Raw genomic sequence first — 16,856 nt, 5'->3', positions numbered from 1 at the left:
AGGCGGGCCGCCGCGGTGTGCGGGCGCGGGTCAGGGTTCCAGGACGACCTTGCCGATCGTCCCCCGGTTCTCCAGCGCGCGGTGGGCCGCCGCGGCCTCGGCGAGCGGGAAGCGCTGCACGGCCGGGGTGAGGCGACCCGCGGCGGCCTCGGTGAGCGCGCGCAGTTCCAGGGTGCGGACGGGGTCGGGGCCGCCCGCCTTCCGCAGCATCACCGGGCCGAGGACCTGCTCCGACACCCCCTCGACCAGGTAGGGCCCGCCGTCCCGGATGCCCTCGCCGGACCAGCCGAAGACGATGTGCCGGCCGCCGGCGCCCAGCAGGGCGACGGCCTCACGGGCCACGTCGCCGCCGACGCCGTCGAAGACGACCGTGGCGGTCCGGCCGCCGAGGTGGGCGCGGACCTTCCCGGGCCAGTCAGGGTCCCGGTAGTCGACGGCCAGGTCGGCGCCGCCCGCCCGCACCCGGGCCACCTTCTCCGGCCCGCCCGCGAGCCCCACGACGGTGGCACCGGCGTTCTTCGCGTACTGCACCAGGAGGGTGCCGATGCCTCCCGCGGCCGCCGGGACGACGGCGACCGAGTCGGGGCCGAGCTCGGCGAACTGCAGGATCCCCATCACCGTACGGCCCGTGCCGATCATGGCGACGGCCTCGGCGAAGTCCAGGTTCCCGGGGATCTCGTGCAGGCGGCCGGCGTCGGTGACGGCCAGTTCGGCGTAGCCGCCGGGGACGAAGCCCAGGTGGGCCACGACCCGCTTGCCGAGCCAGTCCGGGGCGGTGTCCGCGCCCAGGGACTCCACGACACCGGCGACCTCGCGGCCCGGGATGGTGGGCAGGGGGGTGGGCTCGTTCGCCGGGCCGCCCGGCATGCCCTCGCGCAGCGCCGCGTCCAGGAGGTGGACGCCCGCCGCCCGTACGGCGATGCGGACCTGGCCGGGGCCCGGGCGGGGGTCCTCGGTCTCCTCGTAGGTGAGGTTCTCGGCCGGGCCGAAGGCGTGCAGGCGGATGGCGCGCATGGCGGGCTCCTCGTGTGGTCGGGGCGCTGCGTTTCGTGGTCGTCGGCCCCAGCCTTCAACCTCAAGCTTGCTTCAGGTCAAGCTCGCGCCGGCCGAGGGCCAGGGACACCGCCGTCAGGGCGCTGTTGAAGGAGACCTCCGACAGCACACCGGGGGCCGCGACCTGGTCGCCGGCGAGGTAGACGCCGTCGCCCCGGTCCACGGCCGGCCGGTCGCGCCAGCTGCTGCCGGGCAGGTCGACCGCGCCCGTCCGGCCGTTCGCCACGGCCTCGCGCCGCCAGGTGACGCGCTCGCGCCAGCCCGGGAAGCCGAGGTCGAGCAGCTGCTCGGCGCGGGCGGTGCCGTCGGCCTTCGACTCGTGCGGGGCGATCGGGATCTGGCCCTGGATCAACTGCTCCCCGGCCGGGGCGAGCGTGCGGTCCTGGGCGGTGAACCGCTCCAGCCAGCCGGGCGCGTCCAGGTCGGAGACGGCGAAGGCGTCCCCGCGGCGGGTGCGCAGGGCCAGGTCGAGGAGGACCGTACGGCCGCTCGGCCAGCTCAGCGAGTCGTCGCCGAGCAGGCGCCGGGCGGCGTCGAGGGAGGTCGCGACGACCACGGGCGTGTCGGTGGGGAGCGTGTCGACGCGCGACAGGGTCTCCATCCGCACCCCCAGGTTCCAGGCGCGGGCGGCCATCCGGTCGATGACGCTCGCCCAGCCGCCGCGCGGATAGTGCGCCTCGGGCGGCAGCTTGGTGGCGCGGCGCAGCCGCTCCTGCACGAACGCGGCCGACAGCGATCCGGGGTCGTGGTGGAAGAGTGCGACGGCGGAGTAGTGGGCGGCCGCCCGGGCGCCCTCCTCGCCCGCCACACCGGTGGCCCAGGTGAGGAAGTCGACGTCCACGGGCGCCTGCGCGGCGGTCCGGCGCAGCAGTTTCAGCATCGGGAAGGGCGGGGTCCGGCGCAGGACGCCGTGGTGGCGCAAGCGGAGCCGGGCGGCCTCCAGGGGCGGCAGCGGGGCGAGCGGGCCGATGAGGTCGCGCTGCTTGAGCCAGGCCCAGTGCGGGCCGCCGTTGTAGAGGGCGTGCGGCCCCTCGTTGGTGCGGTAGGGGCCCTCGGCGGTGCGGGCCCGGCCGCCGAGGGTGTGGTGGGCCTCGTGGACGGTGACCTTGGCGCCGGACTCGGCGGCGGTGATGGCCGCGGTCAGTCCGGCGAAGCCGCCGCCGATGACGGTGATGCGGTGCATGACTGGGCGTCTCCCTCGGGTCGTGATGGCCTTCCGGCAGTACGACCGGGTGAGGGTCCCGGAATGTGACATGGGCGGTGCCTCGCCGACGTTCGCGCAGGTCGGGTGCGTTGTCAGTGGCGGGGTGCAGCATGGGGGCATGGCGATGAGAGCGGCGGGCGGTGCGGGTGTGAAGGGGGCGCGGCGGCCGGAGGTGCGGCTGCCCGCGCTGGAGCCGTACGAGGGGGGCGGGCTGGAGCCGGACGGGGATTACGACGGGCTGGCCTTCCGGGAGCGGGACCTGTCCGGGCAGGACGGCTCGGGCGCGCGGTTCATGGACTGCGCGCTGACGGGGTGCGCCCTGGACGAGACGCGGCTGCGGCACGCCCGGGTCCTGGACTCGGTCCTCAGCGGCGTCCGGGGCGTCGGTACGGACCTCGCCGAGGCGACCTTGCGGGACGTGGAGCTGACCGACGCCCGGCTCGGCGGACCGCAGCTGCACGGAGCGGTGCTGGAGCGGGTGGTGATCCGCGGCGGCAAGATCGACTATCTGAATCTGCGCACGGCCCGGCTCAGGGACGTCGTCTTCGAGGGCTGCGTGCTCGTCGAGCCGGACTTCGGCGGGGCCCGCCTGGAGCGGGTCGAGTTCGCGGACTGCGTGCTGAAGGGGGCCGATCTCCATGCGGCGACCCTGGTGGACGTCGACCTGCGCGGGGCCGCGTCCCTGGAGATCAGCCGGGGCCTGGACCGGCTCGCCGGAGCGGTGATCAGCCCGGCCCAGCTGCTGGACCTGGCCCCGGTGCTGGCGGCGCAGTGGGGGATCCGGGTGGAGGGCTGACCCCGAAGCCCCCGGGTCCTCAGCCCGCCGTCCCCAGCCTCGTCCTTCGGCCTCCGTCCCCGGCCCCGGTCCCCGGCCCCGTCCTCCGTTCCCGGCCCCCGTTCTTCGGCCTCCGTCCCGGCCCCGTCCCTTCAGCCTCCGTCCCTCAGCTTCCGTCCTCAGCCCTCGGCCCAGGGGCCGCCGGTGCCGGTGCGCTACGGCAGGCGGGGGAAGCGGGCCTGGAGGGTCCAGATCGCCGGGTTCTCCGCGAGGTCGTCGTGCAGGTCGGTGAGGTCGGCGATCAGGTCGTGCAGGAAGTCCCGTGCCTCGCGGCGCAGTTCGGCGTGCGAGACGGTGAGCGGGGGCTCCTCCGCGCGCATCCAGTCGGCCTCGATGTCCACCCACCCGAAGCGGCGCTCGAAGAGCATGCGGTCGGTCGACTCGGTGAAGTCCAGCTCCGCCCGCTGCGGCCGGGACGCCCGGGAGCCCGCCGGGTCCTTGTCGATCCGCTCCACGATGTCGCACAGCGCCCACGCGAAGTCGAGCACCGGCACCCACCCCCAGGCCGTGGACACCTCGTGGTCGGTTTTGGTGTCCGCCAGGTAGACGTCACCGCAGAACAGGTCGTGCCGCAGGGCGCGGACGTCCGCGCGGCGGTAGTCGGTCTGCGGCGGGTCGGGGAAGCGGTTGGAGAGGGCGTAGCCGATGTCGAGCACGCAGGTGATGGTGTCACGCGACCGTAAGATCGCGGACGTGGCCCGATCTGCGCGACTTGTCCCCGCCCTGCTCGCCGGTCTCCTCGCCCTCACCGGCTGCGGGGGCGGCGTGCACGGCACCCCGGGCGGCTCCGGCGTGCGCGACCCGTTCTTCCCCAAGGCGGGCAACGGCGGCTACGACGTCTCCCACTACGGCCTGCGCCTGGCCTACGACCCGGACGCGCACCGCCTCACCGGTACGGCCACCCTCACCGCACGGGCCACCCAGGACCTCTCGGCGTTCAGCCTCGACCTGCTCGGCATGGAGGTCGAGAAGGTCACCGTCGGCGACGAGATCGCCCGGTTCAACCGGGCGGGGCAGGAGCTCACGGTCCGGCCGCGCGAGGACGTCGACCGGGACGAGACGTTCCGGGTGACCGTCCGCTACTCCGGTGCGCCCGAGACGGTCACCGATCCGGACGGCTCCCGCGAGGGCTGGCTGCGCACCGCGGACGGGGTACTCGCGTTGGGCGAGCCGACCGGGTCGATGACGTGGTTCCCCGGCAACCACCACCCCTCCGACAAGGCCGCGTACGACCTCACGGTGACCGTGCCGCAAGGGCTGCGGGCCGTCTCCAACGGGGAGTTGCGCGGCGAGAGCACCGCGCGGGGCCGGACGACGTTCGTGTGGCGGACCTCCGAGCCCATGGCGAGCTACCTCGCCACGCTCGCCATCGGCCGCTTCGACATCGGCCGGTCCCGGGCCGGGGGCGGGCTGCCCGTGTACACGGCCGTCGACCCGGCGGAGGCGGCCGCGAGCAGGCCGGTGCTCGGGCGGATCCCGGAGGTGCTGCGCTGGGCGGAGCGGCGGTTCGGGCCGTATCCGTTCTCCTCCGCCGGCGCGATCGTCGACCACGCGCCCGACCTCGGCTACGCGCTGGAGACGCAGACGCGGCCGGTCTTCCCGGGCGCCCCCGACATCACGCTCCTCGTCCACGAGCTCGCGCACCAGTGGTACGGCGACTCCGTCTCCCCCCGGAGCTGGCGGGACATGTGGCTCAACGAGGGCTTCGCCACGTACGCGGAGTGGTTGTGGGAGGAGGAGCACGGCGGGCGGAGCGCGCAGGAGACCTTCGACGCGCTGTACTCCGGCGACTACTTCGCCACGGCGGAGGCCGGCGAGGCCGTCTGGGCGTTCCCCCCGGCGGATCCGCCGAGCGCCGCGCGGATCTCCGACCCGCCGGTGTACTGGCGGGGCGCGATGGTGCTGCAGAAGGTCCGTCAGACCGTCGGTGACGAGAGGTTCCGGGGGATTCTGAAGGGCTGGGCGGCGGAGTACCGGCACGGGAACGCCGACACGGCCGACTTCACGGCGTACGTGGAGCGGCGGGCGCCCGGGGAGGACTTCCGGGGGATCTGGGAGGACTGGCTGTACGGGGAGGGCAGGCCGGAGCGGGCGTGAGTGGGCTGTGGCTGGGCGGCGCGCCGGGCATCGCGGTGCGGGGCGGTGCGGTGCGATGCGGGCTCGCGGGGGTGGCTCGGGTGCTCCGTGCCGTGCCGGCCGGTGGGGGCTTGTCGCGCAGTTCCCCGCGCCCCTGAGGGAGAAGCCGCCCGGGCCTCCGAGGTGGAAGCGGCCCGTGCCTGGGAGGAAGGAGCCCTTCAGGCCTCTGCGGAGGAAGCCGCCCGTGCTCCTGAGGGGGCGGAGCCCCCGGGCCGGTCGTCCGGTCCGGGGGCTTGCCTCATCCGGCTCAGGCGTGGGTCAGACGTTCACGCCGAAGTCCTGGGCGATGCCGACCAGGCCCGAGGCGTAGCCCTGGCCGACGGCGCGGAACTTCCACTCGGCGCCGTTGCGGTAGAGCTCGCCGAAGACCATGGCCGTCTCCGTGGCCGCGTCCTCCGACAGGTCGTAGCGGGCGATCTCGGCGCCGCCGGCCTGGTTGATGATGCGGATGTAGGCGTTGCGGACCTGGCCGAAGTTCTGGCTGCGGTTCTCGGCGTCGTAGATCGAGACCGGGAAGACGATCTTGTCGATGTCGGCCGGGAGGGCGGCGAGGTTGACGTTGATCGCCTCGTCGTCGCCGGCGCCCTCACCCGTGCGGTTGTCACCGGTGTGGACGATGGAGTTGTCCGGCGTCTGCTTGTTGTTGAAGAAGACGAAGTGGGCGTCCGAGTAGACCTTGCCCTGGTTGTTGACCGCGATCGCGGAGGCGTCGAGGTCGAAGTCCGTGCCGGTGGTGGTGCGGACGTCCCAGCCGAGGCCCACGGTGACGGCGGTCAGGCCCGGAGCCTCCTTGGTGAGCGAGACGTTGCCACCCTTGGACAGGCTTACAGCCATTGTTGGGAGTCCCTTCCCTCGTTTACGTGCGGCAAAGAAGCTGCGGCACCGAAGCTACAGCTACCCCCATGAACGTGGAGAGGGGTACGCGAGGTTCCAGGTCCTTTACTTTCTTTACCCCGGATATTCGGGTGACGTGGACCGGACAGGAGCGGGAACATGGACGGCATGTCCGGTCCTCATGTCATCCGCGGCTCCGTCTCCCTGCCCGAGGCCGAGCTCATGTGGCGTTTCTCGCGTTCCTCGGGGCCGGGCGGGCAGCACGTCAACACCAGTGACTCCAAGGTCGAGCTGAGTTTCGACCTGGCGCGGACCGAGGCGCTGCCGGAGGTGTGGAAGCGGCGGGCGCTGGAGCGGCTGGCGGGCCGTCTGGCCGACGGCGTGATCACCGTGCGGTCCTCCGAGCACCGCTCCCAGTGGCGCAACCGCGAGGCCGCCGCCGTACGCCTGGCCGCGCTGCTGGCCGAGGCCACCGCGCCCCCGCCCAAGCCCCGCAAGCCGACCCGCATCCCGCGCGGCATCAACGAACGCCGCCTGCGGGAGAAGAAGCAGCGCGCGGAGACCAAGCGCGGCCGCTCCCCGCAGGGCTGGAGCTAGGGCCTGTCGTCTGGATCATGACGCATACGCGGGGCCCGGCACGCGCATCTGCCGCGTTGTCGTCACTCGCCGGTGCTCCGCATCGACTCCCTCCCCCGCCTTGCAGCTGCACGCACCAGACCCCGCTCGCCGGCGTTCACCGGTGCTGCCGATGCCCTGCGCCATGATCCAAACGACAGGCCCTGGGCCGGACACGTCCTCAAGGGCCGGAGCTAGGCCGGACGCCCTCGGTCCTGGCCGAGATCGAGCACTCCCACCGTCTGGCCGCCGCTGGTCTCGCCGTTCGGGCGGAAGCCGAGGCCCAGGTAGAAGCCCTCGGGTCCGTCCGGGCCCGGGTGCCAGGTGACGTAGAGCCGCTCGGTGCCGCGGCGGCGCAGTTCCCGCGCGACCGACTCGACGGCGAAGCGGCCGTAGCCCATGCCCTGCTCCCCGGCCGCGATGTTCAGCCGCCACAGGCCCGAGCGGCGGACGCTGCCGTCCTCGAACCAGTCGATGTCGAGGAAGGCCATCAGGAAGCCGACCGGGCGGTCCCCGTCGACGATCAGCCGCGGCCAGGCGGCCTCCGGGTGCACGTACGCCTCCGCGAGCGACTTCACGACCGGGGCGACCGCGTGCTCCTGGGCGGCGTGGACGCGGATGCCGAGGGCGGCGTCCAGGTTGGCCGGGGTGATCTCTTCGAGGCGGAGTCCGGTCGTCGTCATGAGCGCACCCTAGGCGGGCGGGCCGCTTGCCGCCGAACGGTTTCTGCGGCTGGTCCGTCAGCCCAACTGCCGGTAGCGGCCCCGGAAGTACGTCAGCGGTCCGCCTTCCGCGCTGGGCACCCGGGCGGTGAGGACCCGGCCGATCACCAGGGTGTGGTCGCCCGAGAGCACGCGCTGCTCGGTGCGGCACTCCAGGACGGCCAGGGCACCGCCGACGAGGGGCGCGCCGGTGTACTCGCCGCGCGTGTACGGGATGTCGGCGAACAGCAGCCGGTCGCTGACGCGGCCCTTCATGGCGAAGCGGCCCGCGATGTGCCGCTGGCTCTCGGACAGCACCGAGACCGCCCACAGCTCCTGCTCCTCCAGCAGCTCGTCCATGCGGGAGCCGTTGCGCAGGCTCACCAGGACCAGGGGCGGGTCCAGGGACACCGACATGAAGGCGGTGGCCGTCATGCCCACGTCCTCGCCGCCGGGCGCCGTCGGGTCGTCCGGGTCGAGCGGTGGCTCCTGCGCGGTCACCAGGACCACGCCCGAGGCCAGCCGGGACATGGCGGCGCGGAACTCGTCGTTGCTCACCCCCTCAGCATGCCCGGAGGCGGGCGACGGAATGATCGGGGACGGGGCAGCGGGAGTGTTCGGCACGGCGGAAACGCTAATCTCCGTATCGCGCGCCGCGCATCGGGCTCCCGCCCGATCACGGTCCTAGGACCAGCGACGGACGTCAGGGACCGGGCCGGAGAAACATGTGCGCACCCCGACAAAGTCTGCGTTCGGTAGCCGCACGTGAAGAACGCAGAAACTCCACGCAATTGTTCAGGTTTACCTGTGACTTGAGTCACAAGGGGCAGGAATTGTTGACCCTGTGTACCGAGTGGGCAGCGCGCTGTGATTCAGTGGCGGGGAAGCTGCCAGGACGTACGCCGATGAGAACCCTTGATTCTTGATTCGCTGCGAGGTACTCGGGGGGAGGGCGAGCATGGAGACCGAGTCGGAGCCCTACGTCCGTCTTGCGTCCCTGCGACAACTGCACCAGGTCATGGCCGACATGAACACGGCCCGCAGCCTGGCGGACACACTGCAGACCGTCGCGGAGGGAGTCGTCGCCGCCCTCGGGTACGAGCTGGCATGCGTGAACCTCGTCCGGCCGGACGGCGACCTCGTCGTCGCCGCCTTCGCCGGGAACCCCGCCGCCGAGGCCCTGATCACCGGCCGCGTCGGCTCGCGCGACTCCTGGGAGCGCCGCCTGGGCATGGGTGAGCACTGGGGCGACCTGGTGTTCATACCGCACACCGAGGGCTGGGTCCTCGACGACGACGACGTCCCGCAGTGGTACACCGACGGCCCCGCCCCCCGCTTCGAGGACGAGTGGCACCCGGCCGACCGGCTCTTCGCACCGATGTACGCGCCCGGGCCGCAGGGCAGCGCCGCCTGCGGCGAACTGATCGGCGTGCTCTCCGTGGACCGCCCGCGCAACGGCCGCCGGCCCGGCGCCTGGGGCCGCGAGGCGCTCCAGATGTACGCCTTCCAGGCCGCCATCGCGATCAGCAACGCGCGTCTGCGTGCCAACATGCAGCGCGCCCTGGTCCGCCTGGAGCGCGAGCAGCAGGCCCTGCGGGCGAGCGAGGAGAGCTTCCGGCAGGCCTTCGAGTACGCCCCGTCCGGCATGGCCATCGCCGAGATGGGCGGCGACCAGCACGGCCGGATCCTGCGCACCAACGACGCCCTGTGCCGGCTGCTGGGCCGCCCGGCCTCCGCGATGCGCCGCTACTCGTTCTCCGACCTGGTCCACCCCGAGGACATAGGCACGCTGCTGCGGACCTCGGCGGAGGGCGGCCGCGCCGAGCTGCGCCTGGGCCGCCGGGACGGCACGTACGTCTGGGTCAGCCTGCGCAACAGCGTGGTCGCGGACGCCGCCGACGGGCCGCGTTTCCTGCTCACCCACGTCGAGGACATCGAGGAGCGCAAGCGCCGCGAGCTGCAGCTCGCCCACCGTGCCTCGCACGACTCGCTCACCGGCCTGCCGAACTCCGCGGAGCTGCGCTCGCGGCTCTCGGCGCGCCTGTGCCGGCGCGCCGCCCCGCACTCCGCCGTCGCCGAGTCCCACGACGCCGCCTACGGCCATCCCGCCTTCGACGTGGTGGGGCCCGGGTTCGACTTCCGGCAGGGCGCGGAGCCGTACGACGCCTACGACCACCATGTGCACACCGTCGCCCCGGACGGGGACCACGACGACGGCACCAAGGGCCTCGCGGTGCTCTTCTGCGACCTCGACGGCTTCAAGTCGATCAACGACCGGTTCGGGCACAACGCGGGTGACGCGGTGCTCATCGAGGTCGCCCGGCGGCTGAGCAACGGCGTGCGCGACGGCGACACGGTCGCCCGGCTCGGGGGTGACGAATTCGTCATCCTGGCCGACGGGCTCGGCCGGGCCGACGCGCAGGACCTCGCGGTCCGCCTGCGCAACGAGATCATCCAGCCCATCCGCGCCGAGGGGCGGGCCGTCCGCGTGGGCGCCAGCTTCGGCATCGGATGGGCACACTGTGGAATGACGGCGGACGAAGTGTTGAAATCCGCTGACGAGCGGATGTACGTCGAGAAACGATCTCGTCCCAAACAACACAGACGCGCGGGGTGAACCCCAGGTCAGCGAGTTGATGCGGTCTGAGTCACCTGTTTGGGTCACTGGGAGCGGGTAGGCTCGCGTTCTCACGACCCGTACCGCATGCACCGCACCTGACTGAGGAGACCAAGGGATGACGCCCGGCAACAACGGCGCGAGCACGCCCGAGGACGACGACCCGTTCGGCTATCTCTACGCCGACGGGCAGGCCAACGGAGCCCAGCCGCCGTCCGGTGGCTACGGCTACCCGAACTCGGTCAACCGGGTGCGGACGGTGGGCACCCGCCAGTACGGCCAGCAGCCGCAGCAGGCGCCCTACGGACAGGTCCCGCAGCAGCAGGGCGCGTACGGCCAGCCGAACGCGCACTACGCGGCGCCCGAGACGCTGCCCGGCGGCGCCCCCACCACCCAGACGGCGATGGCGTCGGCCGGTCACGGCGGTCATGGCGGCCGGGGCGGTCGCGGGCCCAACACCAAGGGGCTGCTGATCGGCGCGATCGCGGTGGTCGCCGCGGTCGTGATCGGCATCGGCGTGGCCATGGTCGGCGGTGACAAGGACAAGGGCGAGTCGGACGGCGCGTCGGGCACGACCCCGACCCAGTCCGAGGAGTCGAAGCCGAGCCCCTCGGCCACCAAGGCGGACGGCGGGAGCGAGGCCGACCTGCCGACCATCGACGCCAAGGCGCTGCGCCTCGGCGGTGGCGCGGCACTGGCTCAGGACGTGCAGGGCGCCCAGTCCGACGGCGGCATCTACGTGGGCAACCTCAACCAGCCCGGCTCCTCGGTCACGTGGACCGTCAACGGCGTCCCCAAGGACGGTGTGTACACCGTCTTCGCCCGGTACAGCACGGTCGACGAGGACCAGAAGATGACGCTGACCGTCAACGGCAAGCCCTTCGGCAGCAAGCTGAACATGGGCAACTTCACCGGGGCCAAGGGCGGCGACTTCGCCAAGGGCTGGACCGAGACCTACGCCTGGCCGACCCTGAACAAGGGCACGAACACGATCACGGTCTCCTGTGAGGCCGGCGACAAGTGCAACGTCCTGCTGGACCAGCTGCGGCTGAAGGCCGGCCAGGTCAAGGACTGAGCCCGCCCGGCGCGCTCACGCCGCGGTGACCTCGGCCGTCACCGCCACCTTCTCCAGCAGTTCCTCGTACCGCCCCCGGTCGAACTCCCCGGCCGCCGGTGCGCTCACGGTCGCCGTGGACAGGGCCGTGGCCCGGGCCAGGCGGTCCGGCCAGGGGAGGTGCTCCACCAGGCCCGACAGCAGGCCCGCGACCGCGGAGTCGCCGGCGCCCGTCGGGTTGCCCCGGACCGGGGCCGGTGGGACGGCTCGCCAGCGGCCTTCGCGGGTGGCTGCCAGCAGGCCCTCGGGGCCGAGGGACGCGACCACCGCGCCGGCGCCCCGGCGGCGGGCGTCCTGGGTGGCGCGCAGGGGCTCGTGGGAGCCGGTCAGCTCCGCCAGCTCGTCCGCGTTCGGCTTGATGATGTCGGGGCGGGCGGCGACGCCCCGGCGCAGCGGTTCGCCACTGGTGTCGAGCAGGACCGGGACCCCGGCGGCCCGCGCCGTGCGGACCAGGCCGGCGTACGCGCCCACCGGCACACCCGGCGGCAGGCTGCCGCACAGGGCCACCGCGGAGACGCCGTGCAGCAGGTCCGCGTAGGCCTCCTGGAAGGCCGACCACTCGGCGGGGGTGATCGTCGGGCCCGGTTCGTTCAGCTGGGTCGTGTCGCCGGTGCGTTCGTCGACCACGGCGGTCGTGCGGCGGGTCGCGCCGGAGACCGGCACCAGGGCGTCGGCCACCCGCGGGACCTCCGCGAGCTTCTCCTGGACGACCCGGCCCGTCGCCCCGCCCGTGAAACCGGTCACCGTCACCTCGTGCCCGAGCGCCGCCAGGACCCGGGCGACGTTGACGCCCTTGCCGCCCGGGCGTTCGGTCACCTCGGAGACGCGGTGGGAGGCGTGCGGCCTGAGGGACCCCACGCGGTAGGTGATGTCGAGAGCGGTGTTCAGCGTGACCGTGAGGATCACCTGGGCCGACCTCCCCCGATGCGCTGGCTGACATGAACGGTCCGGAAGCTCGATCATGCCAAAGAGACGGCGGTCGGCCCAGTCCTGGAGCCGGCCACCGTCTCCCGACTGCGGGATGGATCAGCCCAGTTGGGGACCGACCACCCATTCGCCCCGGCGCATCACGCCCTTGAGCTCGTACGCGGAGTCCAGGAGCACCAGGTCGGCGGATTTCCCGGGCTCCAGTGAGCCGATCGTGTCGTCCAGGCCGAGCAGGCGGGCCGGGGTGGCCGACAGCGCCGTCACGGCGTCCTCGACGGACAGGCCGTCGACGGTGACCGCCCGCTGGAAGGCCCGGTCCAGCGTGAGGGTCGAACCGGCGATCGTGCCGTCCGCCAGCAGGCGGGCCACGCCGTCGGCGACCTCCACCTCCAGGGGGCCCAGCCAGTAGCGCCCGTCGCCGAAGCCGGCCGCGTCCATCGCGTCCGTGATGAAGGCGACCCGGTGGGCGCCCGCGTGGTGGAAGGCCAGCTGGAGGGCGGCCGGGTGCAGGTGCGTGCCGTCGTTGATCAGCTCGACCGTGATCCGCTCGTCCTCCAGCAGCGCGGTGATCGGGCCGGGGGAGCGGTGGCCGAGCGGCGGCATCGCGTTGAACAGGTGCGTGGCGACCGTGGCGCCCGCGTCGATGGCCTGGACCGTCTGCTCGTAGGTCGCGTCCGTGTGGCCGACGGCGGCGATGACGCCGTGGTCGGCCAGGAGACGCACGGAGTCCAGGCCGCCGGGCAGCTCGGTGGCCAGCGTCACCATCTTGGCCCGGCCCCGGGCGGCGTCGATCAGCTTGCGGACCTCCGCGGGGTGCGGGTCGCGCAGCAGTTCCTCGGAGTGGGCGCCCTTGCGGCAGGGGGAGATGAACGGTCCCTCGAAGTGGATGCCGGCGATCTCGCCCTGCTCGGCGAGTTCGCTGAGCAGACCCGCGCGGCGGGCGAGGGAGTCCATGTCGCCGGTGACGGTGGAGGCGACCAGGGTGGTCGTGCCGTGCAGGCGGTGGGTGTGGATGCCCTTGAGGATGTCGTCGACCGAGCCGGAGGTGAAGGAGGCTCCGCCGCCGCCGTGGTTGTGGAGGTCGACGAAGCCGGGGACCACGTAGTGGCCGGTGGCGTCGATGGCGTGGGCGTCTTCGGGGGCGGTGGCGGTGATGCGGGTGCCGTCGACGGCCAGCCGGCCGTTCTCGACGGTTCCTGTGGGGAGGACCACGGTCGCGCCGGTCAGGACCGTGGGGCGGTCGGCCGTGGCGGGGTGCGGGTGGTGGGTGGCTGGTCGCGCAGTTCCCCGCGCCCCTGGGTGGGCTGCCATCAGGGCGTTACCTCCGTACGGTCGGTCGATGCCAGAAGATCCCAGGCCAGCAGGCCCGCCCCCAGACAGCCGGCACCGTCCCCGAGGGCCGCCGGGACGAGTGACGGCTGCTTCTGGAAGGTGATGCGGCTGCGGATCGCTTCCCGCAGGGGTGTGAACAGGGTGTCCCCCGCCTCCGCGAGACCACCGCCGATGATCAGCGTGCGCGGGTCCAGCAGGGTCAGGGCCGTGACCAGACCGTCGGCCAGGGTGTCCACGGCCTGCTGCCAGACCGCGAGGGCGCGGGGGTCGCCGGCGTCCACGGCCTTGGCGCAGTCCGCCGCGTCCGCGCCCGGGGAGCCGGAGGCGGCCGCCCAGGCCTCGCTCACGGCCGCGGCCGAGGCGAAGCGCTCCAGGCAGCCGCGCTGGCCGCACGGGCAGGGGGCGCCGCCGGGGCGTACGACGATGTGGCCGATCTCGCCCGCGAAGCCGTGGGCGCCCGCCTCCACCCGGCCGTCGACGCCGATCGCGCCGGCGATGCCGGTGCCCAGCGCCACGAACAGGAAGCGGTCGGCGCCCCGGCCCGCTCCGACCCGGCCCTCGGCGAGGCCGCCGGTGCGCACGTCGTGCCCGAGGGCGACCGGGATGCCCAGCCGCTCCGCCAGCAGGCCGCGCAGCGGGACGTCGCGCCAGCCGAGGTTGGCGGCGTAGACGGCGGTGCCCTCGGCCTCGTCGACGATGCCGGGGACGGCCACGCCGGCGGCGGACGCGGGCGTGCCGAGCTGCTCGGTGCCGTAGGCGCGCAGCTCGGCGGCGAAGTCGAGGATGCCGGCGACGACGGCGTCCGGTCCCTCGGCGCGCCCGGTGGCCCGACGGGCGCGGTGCAGGACCTCGCCCTCCGGCCCGGTCAGGGCGGCTTTCATCCCGGTGCCGCCCACGTCGAGGGCGATGACATGTCTCACGGAGAACAGTGTGACCCGGGGACCCGCAAGAGGTCTAGTCCACTCACGTGGTGTAGACCTTAATCCGGATATCGAAAAGTTTCGGGTGGCGGACGGGCCGGAGTGCGGTGCGGGACGCCAGGGTTGGGGAAGAGCAGCGGTGCAGCGTCGGCGAATGGCAGGAACGATCGCGGTGGCGTCCGCACTGGGCATGACGGCGGTCCTCGGCGGCTGCGGTGTCACGGGCGGCTCGGGGGACGTCACCCTGAAGCTGGTCGCCGCCGACTACGGCGACAGCGCGGCCAACAGCTCGAAGAAGTACTGGGACAAGCTCGTCGAGGAGTACGAGGCCGAGCACCCGGACGTCACGATCGAGGTCAGCGTCCACTCCTGGAACGACGTCGACCGCAAGGTCCGGGAGATGGTCTCGGCCGGTGAGGCGCCGGACATGGCGCAGATCGGCGCGTACGCGGACTACGCGGCGCAGAACCAGCTCTACAAGGCGGACGAGCTGCTCTCCATACCCGTGCAGGCCGACTTCGTCGGGCAGCTGGCCTCCGCGGGCCAGGTCAAGGGCGTGCAGTACGGCATGCCGTTCGCCTCCTCCACCCGCGTGCTCTTCTACAACAAGACCCTCTTCGCCAAGGCCGGTGTCACCCCGCCCGAGAGCTGGGACGACCTGGCCGAGGCCGCCGAGGCGCTCAAGGCCGAGGGCGTGAAGTACCCCTACGCGCTGCCCCTCGGCCCCGAGGAGGCGCAGGCCGAGACGATGCAGTGGATGCTCAGCGGCGGGGGCGGCTACACCGACAGCGTCGACAGCTACGGCATCGACTCCCCGGAGAACATCGAGACCTTCTCCTGGCTGAAGGACGAACTGGTCGGCAAGGACCTGACCGGACCGGTCGCGCCGGGCGAGCTCAACCGGGCCGACGCGTTCGCCGCCTTCGCCAAGGGCCAGGTCGGCATGCTCAACGGCCACCCCTCGCTGATGAAGATGGCCGGGGACAAGGGCGTGAAGTACGGCATGGTGCCCATGCCCGGCAAGGAGGGCCCGAGCAAGTCCACGCTCGGCGTGGCCGACTGGATGATGGCCTTCCGCGAGAACGGCCACCGCGACCAGATCGGCGACTTCCTCGACTTCGTCTACAGCGAGAAGAACGTGCTGGCGTTCTCCCGCGAGTACGACCTGCTGCCCGTCACCGCCTCCGCGTCCGCGACCATGACCGCCGCCGACCGGGACAAGCACCTCAGGCCGTTCCTGGAGCAGCTGCTGTCCTCGGAGCTGTACCCGGTGGGCAAGACCTCATGGGCCGACGTCAGCGCCCAGGTCAAGACGCAGATCGGCAAGGCCGTCGCCCCGGGCGGCAGCCCCACGGGCGTCCTCGGCCACCTCCAGGCGGCGGCGGTCCGCGCCGAGAGCGCGGAGTAGTCCCGCTGTCGGTGGCGGGCGTTACGGTGCGGTCCATGGACGAGGAGACGGGCGAGGACCGGGGCGCCGGCCGGGACGACGGGGGGCTCGGGCGCAGGGAGCGGGACATCCTCGCGCTGGAGCGCCGCGGCTTTCCCGGGCCGGGCGCGAAGGAGCGGGCCGTGCGCGAGGAACTGGGCCTGGCACCCGTGCGCTACTACCAGCTCCTCAACGCCCTGCTGGACGACCCGCGGGCCCTGGCCCACGATCCGGTGACGGTCAACCGGCTGCGGCGGATACGGGAGCGGCGCCGGTCGGAACGCTGACCAGGCGCGGGCGGGCTCAGCCCAGCCGGCCGGCCAGCTCGCGCAGCAGCGCCACGACGCCCTCGGGGCCGTCCACCACCACGTCCGCCCGTTCCCGCAGCTCGGTCACCTCGTCGCTGCCGCTGCACACCAGCAGACCCGGGGTGCCCTCCGCGCGCAGGGCGTCCACGGCCCCGTAGGCGGGCAGGTCGCCGAGGTCGTCCCCGGCGTAGAGGACGGACTCGGCGCCGATCTCCCGGGCGAGGGCGCGCAGGGCGACGCCCTTGTCCATGCCGGGCGGGCGCAGTTCCAGGACCATGCGGCCGGGCTCGACGATCAGGCCGTGCCGCTGCGCCAGCTCGGTCAGCGGCGCGCGCAGGGCCTCGAAGGCGGCCTGCGGGTCGGGGGCCCGGCGGGTGTGCACGGCCACGGCCCGGCCCTTGTCCTCGACGAAGGTCCCGGTCCCGTCGAGCAGCCCGGGCAGCTCGGCGCGGACGGCCGCCACACCCGGGGGCGGCTCGGGGGTGCTGACCTCGCCGCTGCGGGCGTCCCACCGCTCGGCGCCGTAGTGGCCGAGGACGACGAGGTGCTCCAGGCCGGGCACGCCCGCGAAGGCGCCGTTGCGCACGGCGACCGCGGCCGGCCGGCCGGTGATCACCGCGACGGTGGCGACCTCCGGGGCGAGCGCGGCCAGGGCGGGCACGGCGTCCGCGTGGGCCCGGGCCAACTCCGGGTCGGCGACGATCGGCGCGAGCGTCCCGTCGAAGTCCAGGGCGATCAGGGCCTTGCCGGGGCGGGCGAGCAGGGCGTCCAGGCCCTCCAGGCCCGCCTTCGTGGTGGGCGTGGGCAACGGCTGCGCCGTGGGCATCGGGCCGC

General features: G+C 73.3%; 17 protein-coding genes. 7 read left to right on the top strand and 10 right to left on the bottom strand.

Annotated features, from left to right (window positions below):
- Window positions 1-30: 30 nt before the first annotated feature.
- Both ACIGAQ_RS32160 and ACIGAQ_RS32155 read right to left on the bottom strand, forming a co-directional pair.
- Window positions 31-1,014 (bottom strand): zinc-binding dehydrogenase, encoded by a 984-nt coding sequence (locus ACIGAQ_RS32160; protein WP_399789210.1) that lies wholly within the window; start codon window positions 1,012-1,014, stop codon window positions 31-33.
- Between the two features lie 61 nt (window positions 1,015-1,075).
- The gene (locus ACIGAQ_RS32155; protein WP_399789207.1) at window positions 1,076-2,236 is read right to left on the bottom strand and encodes an FAD-dependent oxidoreductase; all 1,161 of its coding nucleotides are present in this window, start codon (window positions 2,234-2,236) and stop codon (window positions 1,076-1,078) included.
- 139 nt (window positions 2,237-2,375) lie between these two features.
- On the opposite strand from ACIGAQ_RS32155, the gene ACIGAQ_RS32150 reads away from it, so the two are divergent.
- On the top strand, window positions 2,376-3,053 hold the full coding sequence (locus tag ACIGAQ_RS32150; RefSeq protein ID WP_399789204.1) for a pentapeptide repeat-containing protein: 678 nt from the start codon (window positions 2,376-2,378) through the stop codon (window positions 3,051-3,053).
- A gap of 194 nt (window positions 3,054-3,247) precedes the next feature.
- On the opposite strand, the gene ACIGAQ_RS32145 is transcribed toward ACIGAQ_RS32150, so the two are convergent.
- A complete protein-coding gene (locus ACIGAQ_RS32145; RefSeq protein ID WP_311681351.1) occupies window positions 3,248-3,748 on the bottom strand; it encodes a hypothetical protein in 501 nt (166 codons plus the stop codon).
- Here ACIGAQ_RS32145 and ACIGAQ_RS32140 point away from each other — a divergent pair.
- The gene (locus ACIGAQ_RS32140) at window positions 3,738-5,189 is read left to right on the top strand and encodes a M1 family metallopeptidase (protein ID WP_399789199.1); all 1,452 of its coding nucleotides are present in this window, start codon (window positions 3,738-3,740) and stop codon (window positions 5,187-5,189) included. The genes ACIGAQ_RS32145 and ACIGAQ_RS32140 overlap by 11 nt on opposite strands.
- Window positions 5,190-5,486: 297 nt before the next feature.
- Here the strand turns inward: ACIGAQ_RS32140 and ACIGAQ_RS32135 are convergent, their stop codons facing one another.
- On the bottom strand, window positions 5,487-6,062 hold the full coding sequence (locus ACIGAQ_RS32135; protein ID WP_094055611.1) for a TerD family protein: 576 nt from the start codon (window positions 6,060-6,062) through the stop codon (window positions 5,487-5,489).
- Window positions 6,063-6,221: 159 nt separating this feature from the next.
- On the opposite strand from ACIGAQ_RS32135, the gene arfB reads away from it, so the two are divergent.
- Window positions 6,222-6,659, top strand: coding sequence for an alternative ribosome rescue aminoacyl-tRNA hydrolase ArfB (gene arfB / locus ACIGAQ_RS32130; RefSeq protein ID WP_311681354.1), 438 nt, complete (start codon window positions 6,222-6,224; stop codon window positions 6,657-6,659).
- 212 nt (window positions 6,660-6,871) lie between these two features.
- Here arfB and ACIGAQ_RS32125 read toward each other — a convergent pair whose 3' ends face one another.
- Both ACIGAQ_RS32125 and ACIGAQ_RS32120 read right to left on the bottom strand, forming a co-directional pair.
- Window positions 6,872-7,360 carry a GNAT family N-acetyltransferase gene (locus ACIGAQ_RS32125; RefSeq protein ID WP_311681355.1) on the bottom strand — a complete coding sequence of 163 codons (489 nt, stop codon included), beginning with the start codon at window positions 7,358-7,360 and terminating at the stop codon, window positions 6,872-6,874.
- Between the two features lie 57 nt (window positions 7,361-7,417).
- Window positions 7,418-8,002 carry a flavin reductase family protein gene (locus ACIGAQ_RS32120; RefSeq protein WP_311681356.1) on the bottom strand — a complete coding sequence of 195 codons (585 nt, stop codon included), beginning with the start codon at window positions 8,000-8,002 and terminating at the stop codon, window positions 7,418-7,420.
- A gap of 334 nt (window positions 8,003-8,336) precedes the next feature.
- Here ACIGAQ_RS32120 and cdgB point away from each other — a divergent pair, with 334 nt between their 5' ends.
- Window positions 8,337-9,995 carry a diguanylate cyclase CdgB gene (gene cdgB, locus ACIGAQ_RS32115; RefSeq protein WP_311681357.1) on the top strand — a complete coding sequence of 553 codons (1,659 nt, stop codon included), beginning with the start codon at window positions 8,337-8,339 and terminating at the stop codon, window positions 9,993-9,995.
- A gap of 118 nt (window positions 9,996-10,113) precedes the next feature.
- Window positions 10,114-11,070: a carbohydrate-binding protein gene (locus ACIGAQ_RS32110; protein WP_311681358.1), complete on the top strand. Its 957-nt coding sequence runs from the start codon at window positions 10,114-10,116 to the stop codon at window positions 11,068-11,070.
- 15 nt (window positions 11,071-11,085) lie between these two features.
- On the opposite strand, the gene ACIGAQ_RS32105 is transcribed toward ACIGAQ_RS32110, so the two are convergent.
- The 3 genes from ACIGAQ_RS32105 to ACIGAQ_RS32095 form a co-directional block, all read right to left on the bottom strand.
- Window positions 11,086-12,015: a 1-phosphofructokinase family hexose kinase gene (locus ACIGAQ_RS32105; RefSeq protein ID WP_399789193.1), complete on the bottom strand. Its 930-nt coding sequence runs from the start codon at window positions 12,013-12,015 to the stop codon at window positions 11,086-11,088.
- Between the two features lie 120 nt (window positions 12,016-12,135).
- Complete coding sequence (gene nagA, locus ACIGAQ_RS32100; RefSeq protein ID WP_399789190.1) at window positions 12,136-13,347, bottom strand: N-acetylglucosamine-6-phosphate deacetylase; 1,212 nt, start codon at window positions 13,345-13,347, stop codon at window positions 12,136-12,138.
- On the bottom strand, window positions 13,347-14,288 hold the full coding sequence (locus tag ACIGAQ_RS32095) for an ROK family protein (protein WP_362281011.1): 942 nt from the start codon (window positions 14,286-14,288) through the stop codon (window positions 13,347-13,349). The genes nagA and ACIGAQ_RS32095 overlap by 1 nt, the downstream gene beginning before the upstream one ends.
- Window positions 14,289-14,442: 154 nt before the next feature.
- Here ACIGAQ_RS32095 and ACIGAQ_RS32090 point away from each other — a divergent pair, with 154 nt between their 5' ends.
- Both ACIGAQ_RS32090 and ACIGAQ_RS32085 read left to right on the top strand, forming a co-directional pair.
- A complete protein-coding gene (locus tag ACIGAQ_RS32090; protein ID WP_399789186.1) occupies window positions 14,443-15,696 on the top strand; it encodes an extracellular solute-binding protein in 1,254 nt (417 codons plus the stop codon).
- Between the two features lie 35 nt (window positions 15,697-15,731).
- Window positions 15,732-16,001, top strand: coding sequence for a DUF3263 domain-containing protein (locus tag ACIGAQ_RS32085; protein WP_311681364.1), 270 nt, complete (start codon window positions 15,732-15,734; stop codon window positions 15,999-16,001).
- Between the two features lie 16 nt (window positions 16,002-16,017).
- Here the strand turns inward: ACIGAQ_RS32085 and otsB are convergent, their stop codons facing one another.
- Window positions 16,018-16,848, bottom strand: a complete 831-nt coding sequence (gene otsB / locus ACIGAQ_RS32080; RefSeq protein WP_399789183.1) for a trehalose-phosphatase — start codon at window positions 16,846-16,848, stop codon at window positions 16,018-16,020.
- Window positions 16,849-16,856: the final 8 nt, after the last annotated feature.

This window comes from Streptomyces sp. NPDC085932 (genome assembly GCF_044540525.1).
Lineage (GTDB): Bacteria > Actinomycetota > Actinomycetes > Streptomycetales > Streptomycetaceae > Streptomyces > Streptomyces levis.
This window is presented reverse-complemented; position numbering and strand designations above follow the sequence as displayed.